At 53.0% G+C, this 12,148-nt stretch carries 12 protein-coding genes and 1 tRNA gene; 4 read left to right on the top strand and 9 right to left on the bottom strand.

Features of this window, described 5'->3' with window-relative positions; translation table 11 throughout:
- The first annotated feature begins 24 nt into the window (after window positions 1–24).
- Both JT718_RS09810 and JT718_RS09815 read left to right on the top strand, forming a co-directional pair.
- The gene (locus JT718_RS09810) at window positions 25–705 is read left to right on the top strand and encodes a LytR/AlgR family response regulator transcription factor (RefSeq protein ID WP_205502543.1); all 681 of its coding nucleotides are present in this window, start codon (window positions 25–27) and stop codon (window positions 703–705) included.
- A gap of 493 nt (window positions 706–1,198) precedes the next feature.
- The gene (locus JT718_RS09815; RefSeq protein WP_205502183.1) at window positions 1,199–1,900 is read left to right on the top strand and encodes an SOS response-associated peptidase; all 702 of its coding nucleotides are present in this window, start codon (window positions 1,199–1,201) and stop codon (window positions 1,898–1,900) included.
- A gap of 187 nt (window positions 1,901–2,087) precedes the next feature.
- On the opposite strand, the gene JT718_RS09820 is transcribed toward JT718_RS09815, so the two are convergent.
- The 7 genes from JT718_RS09820 to JT718_RS09850 form a co-directional block, all read right to left on the bottom strand.
- The gene (locus JT718_RS09820; protein WP_205502185.1) at window positions 2,088–2,633 is read right to left on the bottom strand and encodes a DUF4142 domain-containing protein; all 546 of its coding nucleotides are present in this window, start codon (window positions 2,631–2,633) and stop codon (window positions 2,088–2,090) included.
- A 724-nt stretch (window positions 2,634–3,357) separates the two neighbouring features.
- On the bottom strand, window positions 3,358–3,531 hold the full coding sequence (locus tag JT718_RS09825) for a hypothetical protein (RefSeq protein ID WP_205502187.1): 174 nt from the start codon (window positions 3,529–3,531) through the stop codon (window positions 3,358–3,360).
- Between the two features lie 198 nt (window positions 3,532–3,729).
- Window positions 3,730–3,894: a hypothetical protein gene (locus tag JT718_RS09830; RefSeq protein WP_205502189.1), complete on the bottom strand. Its 165-nt coding sequence runs from the start codon at window positions 3,892–3,894 to the stop codon at window positions 3,730–3,732.
- 611 nt (window positions 3,895–4,505) lie between these two features.
- On the bottom strand, window positions 4,506–4,841 hold the full coding sequence (locus tag JT718_RS09835; RefSeq protein ID WP_205502191.1) for a hypothetical protein: 336 nt from the start codon (window positions 4,839–4,841) through the stop codon (window positions 4,506–4,508).
- Window positions 4,842–5,240: 399 nt separating this feature from the next.
- Window positions 5,241–5,573 (bottom strand): hypothetical protein, encoded by a 333-nt coding sequence (locus JT718_RS09840; protein WP_205502193.1) that lies wholly within the window; start codon window positions 5,571–5,573, stop codon window positions 5,241–5,243.
- Window positions 5,574–6,366: 793 nt separating this feature from the next.
- Window positions 6,367–6,894: a YcxB family protein gene (locus JT718_RS09845; protein ID WP_205502195.1), complete on the bottom strand. Its 528-nt coding sequence runs from the start codon at window positions 6,892–6,894 to the stop codon at window positions 6,367–6,369.
- A gap of 361 nt (window positions 6,895–7,255) precedes the next feature.
- Window positions 7,256–7,330, bottom strand: a tRNA-Arg gene (locus JT718_RS09850).
- Between the two features lie 182 nt (window positions 7,331–7,512).
- Here JT718_RS09850 and JT718_RS09855 point away from each other — a divergent pair.
- Entirely contained in the window at window positions 7,513–7,932 is a 420-nt protein-coding gene (locus JT718_RS09855) for an organic hydroperoxide resistance protein (RefSeq protein ID WP_205502196.1), read from the top strand.
- A gap of 100 nt (window positions 7,933–8,032) precedes the next feature.
- On the opposite strand, the gene JT718_RS09860 is transcribed toward JT718_RS09855, so the two are convergent.
- Both JT718_RS09860 and sucC read right to left on the bottom strand, forming a co-directional pair.
- Window positions 8,033–8,884, bottom strand: coding sequence for a transglutaminase-like domain-containing protein (locus tag JT718_RS09860; protein WP_205502198.1), 852 nt, complete (start codon window positions 8,882–8,884; stop codon window positions 8,033–8,035).
- Window positions 8,885–9,009: 125 nt separating this feature from the next.
- A complete protein-coding gene (gene sucC, locus JT718_RS09865) occupies window positions 9,010–10,209 on the bottom strand; it encodes an ADP-forming succinate--CoA ligase subunit beta (RefSeq protein WP_205502200.1) in 1,200 nt (399 codons plus the stop codon).
- Window positions 10,210–10,603: 394 nt separating this feature from the next.
- Between sucC and JT718_RS09870 the strand changes: the two genes are divergently transcribed.
- Entirely contained in the window at window positions 10,604–11,293 is a 690-nt protein-coding gene (locus tag JT718_RS09870; protein WP_205502202.1) for an ABC transporter ATP-binding protein, read from the top strand.
- Window positions 11,294–12,148 lie beyond the last annotated feature (855 nt).

Consider the following 12,148-nt stretch of genomic DNA (forward strand, 5'->3'; position numbering starts at 1 on the left):
ACAACCGCCCGTACCATGTCCGTGATGAAAGCCATAGCCATTGATGATGAACCCATTGCCCTGGAGATTGTGCGGTCGCACGCGGCCAAGGTGCCCTACCTTGACCTGAAAGCCGATTTCTCCGATGCCTTCAAAGCCCTGGAGTACCTGCAGAAAGAGCCGGTAGACCTTATCTTCCTGGACATTAAGATGCCTGACATCTCGGGCATTGACTTCTTCAACAGCCTGAGCAAAAAGCCGCTGCTCATCTTCACCACCGCGTACTCTGAGCACGCCGTCACCAGCTTTGAGATGGATGCCGTGGATTACCTCCTCAAGCCTTTCTCGCTGGCGCGGTTCATCAAGGGCTGCAACAAGGCGTTTGAGCTGTTCAACTTCCGCCACCACACCGAGGCCACCGACCACCTGTACGTAAAGACCGGCTATGAGCAGGTGAAGGTGCTGTTTGAGGACATTCTCTACCTGGAGGCCACCGGCAACTACGTGACCTTCGCGCTCAAGGAGAAGAACCTGCTGTCCAGGAGTACCTTCAACGAGGCCATCGGGCTGCTGCCCTCAGACAAGTTTGTGCGGGTGCACCGGTCGTTTGTGGTAGCGGTGAGCAAGATTGATAAGATTGAGCGGCACCAGGTCACCCTCCAGAAAAAGGAGATTCCGCTCAGCGAAGCCTACCGGCAGAACCTTACCGCGGCGCTGGGCAAATAAAAGGGGCTGGGTTGTTTTAGCGGTGTTTTGGCGAAAAAAGCCCCTAAACAAGCTCCCCGGAGGTAGGCTTTACAGCGCAGGCCCCGCAGCGCCGAAAACGGCAAAGCCTCTGGAAAGCCTGCCTTAGAGGGGAATGCCCTTTGAGCAGTGTTCCAGAGGCTTTGCGCAGGTACTCCGCAGATTTAATCGCGCTTGGCGTCTCTCTTTTGCTGTTTCTCAGCCCTTTTCTCTTTTAGGGTCTTCGCGGGAGCCTTTTTTGCACTCTCTTTGGTGGGGGTTTTACCGGCCATAGCTGTAGAAGTTAACGTGTGAGACTCTTTTCTGAAAGATAAGAAAGTAATAGCAGAAATAACAGGTAAACCGGCGGCGGGGTTGCTGTTTTAGAGCTGTTTCTGGAAAAATGGGCAGAAAACAACCCGCCGCAGGCCTTTCTGCCGTATGTATAAGTAGTACTGCCTGAGGAAAAACCAACCCCTCGCTTCCCCTTACCCGTATGTGCGGACGTTATTCTGTCATTCCCAAAAAAGAGAAAGCCGCTGCCCGGCGGGGCGGAAGCTCAGTGGCCGAGCTGCTGCACAAGTACCAGGAGCAGGCCCGCTACAACGCCGCCCCCTCGCAGCTGTTGCCCGTGATCACCAGCCAGGAGCCCCAAACCGTGCAGCATTTTTCGTGGGGCCTGCTGCCGCATTGGGCCAAGGAGAAGGAACATGGCCTGAGGCCCATCAATGCCCGCACCGAGACCCTGCTGGAAAAACCCGGCTTCAGAAGACTCATAGGCAGCAAACGGTGCCTGGTGCCCGCCGACGGTTTTTACGAGTGGAAGAAAGTGGGCAAAGCCAAAGCACCCTACCGCATCTTACTCAAGAACGAGGCCCTGTTCACCTTTGCCGGCCTGTGGGACGAGTGGGTAGACCCGGCCACCGGGGAAGTACTGCGCACCTTTACCGTCATCACCACGGAGCCCAATGAACTCATGGCCGGCATCCATAACCGCATGCCCGCCATCCTGCACCCCGAGGAAGAGCAGATCTGGCTCTCCAGCACCGACGACGTGCAGCGGGTGGTGGAACTCCTGAAGCCTTACCCCGCCGAGGAGATGAAAGCGTACCCCGTCTCGGCCCTGGTGAACTCACCTAAGCACGACGTCCCCGCCCTGCTGGAGCCCGTAGCCGAGCAAGGCGGCCTGTTTGGCTAGCGCCAAAGCTTATTGTTTCTGGAGTTGTAGCCTGGCAGGTGTTGAGTAAGGTTTTTTTTGAAAGTTGAGCTGCTTGCTATAGGCTGGGTAGTGGCTTGCAAGGGTGCCAAAGGGGCAGCCCAACAAAAAAAGAAGGCCATTTGCTTTTGGGGCAAATGGCCCTCGGGTTCAATGGGGGCAAGTTAGGTTACATGGCGTCTACAGCAGTTTTCAGCTGCTGAGCGTGCTGCAGGTGCGTGCGCAAGACGGGCAACGTAGCGTCAATAAAGGCCTGAACCTCCGTGTCACGGATTTCCCGGTCGGCTTGCTCGTAGAGCGTAACGGCTTCCTGGTGCGCCTGTACCTGTACGGTGGCAAAATCCTTGTCAAAGTCTAACCCAGATTTAGCGTCTAACCGGGTGACAATGGTCATTTTCGCGGCGGGCAGGGTAGTAGGCAGGGTAACGTCTCTCTCGTCTGCCATCTCCATGATGTCCATGGCGGTTGCCGAGTGGTCGGTGACCAGCATTTCCCCAAACTCCTGCACCTGGCTGGTCATGCCCTGTTCCTGCGCCATTTCGCCGGTGGTGATCTCAAATAAGTCACTGGCGGCCGCATTCTGCAGGAAGGTGGCTACCCGGGTACGGTCCTCCATCATGGCGGCGTCATCGTCGTCATCGTCGCTACAAGACACAACAAAGGCACTGCTCAGCAATAGCGCCCACAAGGGCATCCAACGGTTAGTTTTTTTCATAATGTGTTACAATTGTGTTTTACAATGTACCTGTGTACGGGCTTGGGGGTGAAAAGCCGATTAAAAATGGTGTATGGGCCAATTTTCAGTAAAAACACTAATTGTAATATTTAGATAAGCGGATGTTTGGCGATGCCGAAAATAGAGCCGGTAACTGGCGGAGGATTGGTGTTTTTGTGAGCTACCGGGTGCCCAAAAAAAGTAGAAGCCCCTAACGGATTGGCTTCCTACCTGGGAGAGGGCAGAAGGTAGAGTTGCTCCCGCCATGGAGCGGTTGGCACCCATAACGCTGGCTGTCTCCCCGTGGAGGACAACCTAGCACTAAGCGAAGGGTTACTGGACGGGTGCTCCTCTGGAAATTATCAGAATAGTTCTACTGAGGAATCAGTTCAGTAAGACCAGGTAACAAGGGGCCTCTCATTACCGCCCGTTTAAATTCTTCTGTTCATCTTAAGGAATGACGTCGTTACCCTGTTACGGCGTATGCGTATAGCCTCAGGTTTGGCCTCATAGATGACAATAACCCTAACCACCTGTTTCTTTCACCCAGCAGGTTCAGTAGAAAGAAAGCGGCTGTCAATAATCCTAAAACGGAAAGCTCCGGCGGCAAAGAGCCCTTTTCTTACACTGCCTGCCCGGGGAAAAGGCATGAAAAAAAATTACTGGGCGGGTGCTTTGTAACACTTTGGCGGCATGCCGGCAACGAGAGGGGGAGACTTTTTCCCTAAAGCCCTGGGCCACTCTTGCCGAAGATGGAGAGCGCCAGAAAAAGGATCAAAGCAAACAGCGCCAGCCTCAGGAGGGTCTTTTCGCTTGATTTTGCGTTGACCTTTTCAATGGTGAGGGCGCCGGTAATGAACAAACCTATGCTTACAACGGCAAATCCAATGTACAACATGTTCTTTCTGTAAGTTGAGAGAGGAAGTTTTAAACTTATCTTATCTAAGATAGTACTTATACGGACAGAGTCAAGCCGTTTTTGCTCTGAAAAGACAAAATAGAGACAAAAGCAGGCCCAGTTTGCCGGGGTAAAAAAGAGAATATCGCCCCCAAAATAGGACTCTTGCCAGTTCTAGGTCCAGGCTTGGCCCAGGCACTACCGCAAACCCAGCAGCGGGTAGCTGAGCAGCAGGATGAGCACAAACAGCAGGAAAATAAGGGTAGCCTTTTCCTTTGCTTCAATGGCCAGTTCCTTGATGGCCAGGGAACCCGATAAGAAAAGGCCCATGCTGGTGAGAATATAGCTGATGACCAGAAACATCTGTTTTCCTCCTATCTGAAAAACATGAGGTGGGGAACAAACATGCAGCAAATGGACAGAGACGCTAGCCAGAATAGGCCGCAAGGGCTGCGCTATGCTGTTTAGCCTGGGGTGGTCATGGGGTTATAAAAAACAGGGGGAGACTGTTTACGTTGCATTGCTCGTACGCGGCAGACAAGAGTCAGTGGAGGGGAGGCCAGACAAACAGGAGACCTGCTCACCAAGCAGATCTGGTACAACTGCTTCGTGAAGTAACACAAAAATCAATAAAATGCAAAGCTTATTATGCTGGAATTTGCGCCCAACCAACTAGATATGAGGACTATAAACCTAGGCCCTGCCTGCCTTCTCCTGAAAGAAGAAAAACGGAGAAGCAGGTGTTTTTCACCCGTTTCTCCGTTTTTAGGCTAAAAATGAATATGGAACCGCTAGCGTGCCCTGTCAGGCGGCTCAGATCCCCCAGGAAACTGCGGCAAAAACTTCCGGAAGAAGAATCGCTGGCCTGGCAAATGGCGGCTTTGGGCACAGGGGCAGGCAAGTCAGCGCTTCGCCAACGCACGCAACTAGAACCAGCACGGAAAGGAGCCTGAAGGGCCGAGACCAGGATGGTGTCAGGAAAACTCTACCGGTGCCAGGGGCACGGTGCCAGCCGAGGTCCCATTTAACAGGAAACTGATGACCGATTTTCCGTACCAGAGACCATCCTGTAAGTTGCCGCCTGCCACTTCTTCCTTGGCCTGGTCCAGCATTTTGGCAAGCAGGGACAAGCGCTGGGCCGCCTGGCTCCCCTCTGCGGGCTGGGTCTGCAGCTGGTTCAGAATGTGCCCGGTCTTCTGGATAGATTCCAGGCTGGCCGTAATTTCCTCTGGCGAATTACCGGTACACTCCTCCCATTCTTCTAATATTCCTTGAAGCGTCTGGATGCACTCTTGGCTAAGCTCAATCATTTTAGTTAGTTATTGTGATACTTTTTACAAGTTAAAGCAAAAGCGTCTTTCTTTTAAAGGGGCCAGGCAGCGCTGGCGTTATAGGGTAACACCTTCACCTTCAGGCGGTATTCTACAGTGTGCAAAGCGAAAACTGCCTCGGAAAGCCGGCTTGTACTTAGTGGGGGACGGCCCTATATTATGCAATTTTCTTCAGGTTGTAAAATACATTTTGCTTTGCTGTAACAATATATAGAAAAGTTTAGCCTTTGCAATAGACCTTTAAAACAAAATGAGCCTTCTGGTACATGCAGAAGGCTCTGGAGAACTACTCCCTTGGAGGTTTCCCTTTCCCGTGACCCGATAAATTTCTGTGCTCCCTGCCGGGTAAAACTGACGTGGCGTCGGTGGCAGCGGTACCTACGGCAAGCCTACCTTTCTGTAGGAAAGCGTGTTCCCCCGGCCCACGTAGGAAAGCTCCAGGCTGGCCGAATCCACTGCCACGATGTACCAGCACAGATCACTGTCGGTGACGCTAATGTACTTTTCTTTGTCTGGGCTTACGTTCCGCGCCTGGTCTGCTGCGTTGCGGCACCGGTCAGAGAGCACAAATTCCTCATCGGTCCAGGTTTTTTGCCCGGCCGCGATTTCTTTCATGTGGTTCTTCTCAAAAACCAGGAAGTTGGTGGAGTCAACGGTATGTTGCCATTTTCCCTGCAGCAGTTCGTACGGAGTCTTCGGTCCGTCTGTCACTATGTTGGGGGATGCGGAAGCAGGTGGGGCTGCAACAGCCGTAGCAACGGATTGGTTGGCCGGGGCTACTGCGCCCGGTTGGGTTGTTTCCTTTTCCTGTTGTTTTACTCCACAGCTTGCCAGTGACAAAGCTACAAAAGCCGCTACGCTCAAAAGGTGGGTCTTCATGTATTCTTTTTTTGGATAGAAATAAGTGGAAGATGGGCTACAAGGCTGGATTAGAGGTTTTACTTGCCAGGGATCTTTTGTTTGACTTTCCCAAAGGTTTGTTTGATACAATGCCGGGCCTAACCTAAATCAAAACGCCAGAAAAAGCAAACACCTTGGTGGCGGAAGGTAGTCCCGGCTACCATCTCTGTCGTTTGTCCGGGCACTGGTGTTCCCTAGGCCGGGGGGCTGGTTCAGAAGGTAGTGGGTGGTAGAGGCGATTGTAGACCCCTTTGTATGATGGGGTGCCGGGTGCACCAGGAGCATGGCGCTGACCGTTGGAGTGCCGTGCTTACCATCAAACCAGCCAACAAGTGCTCATTCCATGGTGGCCAGGTTAAAACCAAGCGGTTCTACGCTAAAGCAAAGCGCCGTACGCTGTAACGATGCTCTGGGAGGCCGATAGGTCTGTAGCGATGTTACACCGGACCGGTGTACGGGCATTGCTTTGGCTTTGCAGCTGCGTATGTAAAGCCAACCTGAACAGGTTACCTTATGCCTCTTGTTATGGAGGAGTTAAACCGGAACAGGTTGGGTTTGCCTCCTCCGGCGGGTGCACCAACAAGAAACGTCAGAAAAACAGCCTTTACGCTGCGGCGCCGGTATTGCGGTAGTTCAGTTTGTTTTTGGGCCCCTGCTGGGCTTTGGCCAACTGTTTGAACCCACGCAGTTGCGCAGGGGAGAAGTCTCTTTTAGGAACCACGTTGGCCACTTGCGGAGTGGTCCAGATAAGCACCCAGTCTTTGGTCTCGGTGAGGCTGTAGACCTTATCCCAGGTGAAGGTTGACTGGAAAGACTCTCCCGTAATCCTGATCCTGTCCGGCTCAAACGCGTAGACAATGGTCTCGCTTACCCGTTGGTGGGTTTTAAAGGCCTTTTTAGCGGCAAAGTAAAGCTGAACCGGAAACCCCACCGTGAGGTAAAGCCCAAAGATCAACCCAATCCAGGGTACCTCCGTGAGCGCATCGGTCAGGTAAAGGAACAGCACGCTCATGAGCGAAAAGATCCCCAGCACCAGCATGAACTTGCCCTTCCACTTGCGGAACACAAAATGGAAATTGACTTTGATGTAATCCTGTTCGCTCAGTTGGGTGGTGAGGGTGATTGGCTCCATGAGGATGGTTCGTTAACTCTTTTTTATGAATTAGGTTTTGCCATAGGTTTTAGGGGTTGTTTCACAGAAATAAGCCTAAAACGCGTGCTTCCCCCCGGCCCAGAAGGGGCAACTCCTCCTGGCCTTTCCCGCGCATGCCCGCCTTTGGCCCCGCATACAACCGAGTCTCCACCGCTGCCCAGCCTCAATCTGGGGTTCTGGCCTGTCAGTCGGGGCAAGACGCACCTAATAAAGTGGGTCCTCAGGAGGGGCCGGCTGAATGTGTCGGGCCGTTTTTGGGGTGCGGTTGCCTGCCATCGCCCATGCCGGGCGCCACAACAGAAAAGCCCTCACAGCTGCTACACTGAGAGGGCTTTTGCTTTGGTGGCCACGCCAGGAATCGAACCTGGATCGAGAGCTTCGGAAACTCCAATACTATCCGTTGTACTACGTGGCCTGCTTTTGCGTGGGCAAATGTAGGAAATGCCCGTAAAGAATGAAAGTACCTCTGCACGTTTTTTGCCCGCTTTCTGCAAAAGGGCTTGAAATCAGGAAGAAAGGAGAGAGCAAGGCTAACATTTTCGGCCTGAAACAGTTTAGCTAAAGAAATATTTCAGTTTATCACCAAAGAGAGAAACTATGAAAAGAGTGTACACGGCGGAAGTAACCGCCACCGGAGGCCGCAATGGTCAGGTTAGATCGTCAGACGGAATCATTGACATGCCGGTACGGGTGCCCGAGGGACTGGGCGGCAAGGGCGGGGCCACCAACCCCGAGCAGCTGTTTGCGGCGGGTTACTCGGCCTGTTTCCAGAGCGCGCTGCAGCTGGTGGCCAGCAAGCAGCAGATCAAACTGGATGAGAAGTCTACCGTTACCGCTAACGTGGGGCTGGACCAGTTTGAAGACGGACGCTACGGCTTGTCTGTGCAGCTAGACGTGAAAATTAACGGCGTAGACCGCGCCAAGGCCGAGGAACTGGTGGCCCAGGCGCATGAGGTGTGTCCGTACTCAGTGGGCACCAAAGGAAATATTGACGTGAAACTGAATGTGCTGGACTAACGGCGTTTTAGGCCTGTTTTACCCAGAATAAAGCAAAACGGGAGCCCCGCAAAGGGCTCCCGTTTTGCCTTCAGGTGCTTTGGGCAGGCAGGCCCAGGACTTATCTGGCTTTCTTCAGGGTAGGGTAGAAGTCTGCCACTGAGTGGGTGTAGGTAAAATCCGTGAGGGGCCTGATGCGCTGGAAAACGGTGATCTTCTGGGCACCCTGGGGCATCAGCATAATGCTGCCCGGCTTTTGTTCTACCCCGTAGCGGTTGTCCAGGCGGGTGTCAAAGTAAAAAAGATAAGGGGCAATCCACTGGAAGTAGTCATTGGCCTGCGTGCCCGAGAAAGAAACCACCTGCAGGTCTGGCGCCCCTGCGGCAAGAGCCTGCTGCATCTCCACGGCGTTCAGCGGTTTTCCTTTAAGGGTGGGAATCACGTCAAACTGCCCGTCTACCAGCACCCATTTTTTCTGGTCGTGCAGGTAGGCCTCTGCCACCACGTGGCCGGCACCGTATTGAATGGTGTCGGCGTGTTCCATTTTAAGGGCCAGGGTGCGGGCCGGTATTCCCAGGGAGTTCAGGGCACCGCTCACCACCACGCCATACTCCACGCACCGGAACTGCTTGCCCGTGGCGGCCTCTTCCAGGATAGAGATAGGGTCACTTTTCAGCGGCGTGTTAGAGCCGTTGTGTTCCCACTGCTTGCGGGCCCAGGCGCAGACGGCTTGTACCCGTTCAAAATCGGTTTTCTTGCCGGCAACCAAGCGGTCTAAGCCGTAGGTGGTACGCAGTTGCGTAAGGTAGGCATTGTTTGTGGTGCTGCGCAGGTAGTCTGGTTTTACCTGCGGGGCGGTGGTAAACGCGAGCGCTCTGGCGTTCTTCTTTTCCTGCGCCCAGGCCGCGGGCACGGAACCAAAGGAAACCAGAAGTGAAAAGATAAGCGGAGAGAGGGTACTCAGTTTTTTCATAGAAAGGATTAAGTAATGGATGGTGTAGGCAAGAGTTTAAAAAGGGAGCAAAGGTTGCACCAGACAGCAAAAAAAATGCCCTCCTGTTACCAGGAAGGCATTTTGATGTTATAAGTAGGTGATGCTTAGGCTAGTTCAGCCAACACGTCTTTTACTTTCTGAGCAGCTTCTTTCAAGGCTACGGCAGAGTACACTTTCAGGCCAGACTCGTCAATGATACGGGCGCCTTCCTCAGCGTTGGTTCCCTGCAGACGCACAATGATAGGCACGTTGATAGTACCAATGTTTTTGTAGGCTTCTACCACTCCGTTGGCAACGCGGTCGCAACGTACGATACCCCCGAAGATGTTGATAAGAATAGCTTTTACGTTAGGATCTTGCAAAATCAAACGGAAACCGGCTTCTACGGTTTGCGCGTTGGCTCCACCTCCTACGTCCAAGAAGTTAGCCGGCTCACCGCCAGAAAGCTTGATGATGTCCATCGTCGCCATAGCCAGACCAGCACCGTTTACCATACAGCCAACGTTTCCGTCCAGCTTCACATAGTTCAGGTTGCTCTTGCTCGCTTCAACTTCCAAAGGATCTTCCTCGGCTAAGTCGCGCAGGTCAGCTAAGTCCTTGTGACGGAACAGGGCGTTGTCGTCCAGGTCTACTTTACCGTCAACGGCCAGGATCTTGTTGTCTGAAGTCTTCAACACCGGGTTGATCTCAAACATTGAAGCGTCTGTGTCCAGATAAGCGTTGTACAGGCTGGTCAGGAACTTGGTGAATTCTTTGAACGCCTCGCCTTGCAAACCGAAGGCAAACGCAATCTTGTTGGCCTGGAACGGACGAAGACCAACTGCTGGGTCAATCCACTCTTTGAAGATTTTCTCAGGCGTATGCTCCGCCACTTCTTCAATGTCCATACCGCCTTCCGTAGACGCCATGATCACGTTTTGGCCTTTGGCTCTATCTAATAAGATAGAAACATAATATTCTTTAGGCTCAGAGTCGCCAGGATAGTATACATCCTGCGCTACCAGCACTTTGTTTACTTTTTTGCCTTCTGGTCCGGTTTGGTGCGTTACCAACTGCATGCCAATGATCTGGCTTGCAATGTCTTTCACCTGCTCCAGGTTTTTGGCCAATTTCACCCCGCCGCCTTTACCGCGACCGCCCGCATGAATCTGGGCTTTGATTACGTGCCAGCCAGTGCCGGTTTCCTCGGTTAAACGCTTAGCAGCGGCTACCGCCTCTTCGGGGGTCTCTGCCACGATGCCTTCCTGAACGCGAACGCCGTAGCGTTTCAGAATGTCTTTCGCCTGGTACTCGTGTATATTCATGAGGTTAGGTTGATGTTATTAGGTGCACGAAAGTAAGAGATACGGCTAACTTTTCAAAGCAGCCGCCGCTTTGCGGTTAGTTCTGAGTCCTGAGTCCTACGTCTTGAGTGAAAAATATGGAGGATAATTCTCCATTTATAACCTGTTTTTGACAGAATTGGCCAAATGTAGCGGCGTTACCGGGTAACGCCGTGGTGCTATGGAACTTTACAGGTGCACCTTCCCATCTTCCTGGATTTGCAACAGCGCCTTTCGCTAATGACAAGTAATTGGAACCTCTGCCACGGCGTTACCCGGTAACGCCGCTACGGTTAACTTTAAATTCATTGCTCCGTTCTATGCAAACAAACCAATAGTTTGCAAATACCGCCCCTTCCCCTTTGTTTTGTAGTGCATGAGTATAGAGAAACCAGTTTTGCTAGAGGCCCGTGGGCTGTTTAAATCGTATGGGAAACTGCCCGTACTCAAAGGAATTGACCTCACCATCGGCGAAGCCGAGGTAGTCTCTATCGTGGGCGCCTCGGGGGCCGGCAAAAGCACGCTGCTGCACCTGCTGGGCACCCTGGACACGCCCGATGCCGGCGAGGTGTACCTGCACGGGCAGAAGATATCGGGCATGAGCAACAAAGAGGTGGCCCGTTTCCGGAACCGCAACATTGGTTTCATTTTTCAGTTCCACAACCTGCTGCCCGAGTTCTCTGCCCTGGAGAACGTGTCGCTGCCCGGTTTCCTGGCCAACCGGCCCGAGAAGGAGGTACAGGCCCGCGCCAAGGAGCTCCTGGAGATGCTGGGCCTGGGCGATCGGTTAGACCATAAGCCCTCTGAGATGAGCGGGGGCGAGCAGCAACGCACCGCCGTGGCCCGCGCCCTCATCAACTCGCCCAAACTGATTTTCGCCGATGAGCCCAGCGGCAACCTGGACTCCAAGAACGCCGAGGAACTGCACCAAATCTTCTTCAAACTGCGCCAGGACCTGGGCCAGACCTTCGTGCTGGTGACCCACAACCCCGCCCTCGCCGACATGGCCGACCGCAAACTGACCATGAAAGACGGCTTCCTGCTGCAGCCCGAGGAAGTACAGTAGTCCAAGCTCAGTACAATCTGCTCCAGCTCTTGCAAAGCGAGGTGTCTTGGTGTTTTCAGGCCATTTCCTGAAAAGAACGTCCTAACCGTGAAGTTCCGTTTTAAAGGGGAGGGGAATGGCTATGGTGTGCTGCCTCAGATGCTGGTTGGTCTTCCTTTCGAAGTTAGGCATTAAACCAGTCACCTTCTAGTGTGCTCATCTCGTCCACTAAAGGGTAGTCATGATACATTCCCTCGCTCGCCTCTGGCGAGTGTGAGAAATATTGCGGCCTCTGGCCGCGTTGCAACCTTGCAAAAAAAGACAGTACAATGGCGCGGAAGTTACTTCCGTGCCTTACAAAATCCTGGTAAGGGTCTTCAAAGCGGCGAGACGCCGCCCCATAGCTCACACTCGCCAGAGGCAAGCGAGGGATTAGTGTGCTTTGGTGTTTTGTTTATCAATAGTTAAAGGTTGAGTTGCTTTTTGCGCAACTCCCCAATCTACCGTTACCAAATCTAGCGGATTGTCGTTTCCAAGGCAGTTACAACAGCTGCATTTACCCCGGTACAGTTCGTGCCGCCATCTCACCAACTAGACGCCGTGCCCTCCATGCCGTTGTTGGTGTTTTCACCAACAATCCAACCTACGCCTTTCTATAAACAAGCCTGCCGTCCACCCAAGCCAAGTGAGAATGATCTGTCCCTAAAATATCAAGCAGGTAGCGCGCGCGAGGCCCCCGCAACTGCATCCACTCATTCTAGAGCAGCTTTACATAAAACGCGTGTGGTTGAAGGTATCCCAAAGATTGCCTCCGGATTTCTGGCAGGGGGAAGTGCAGCCGGTCAGGTTGTGCTGGTTTGTTTGCAAAAATGATAA

The organism is Rufibacter psychrotolerans, from assembly GCF_016924645.1.
Classification (GTDB): Bacteria; Bacteroidota; Bacteroidia; order Cytophagales; family Hymenobacteraceae; genus Nibribacter; species Nibribacter psychrotolerans.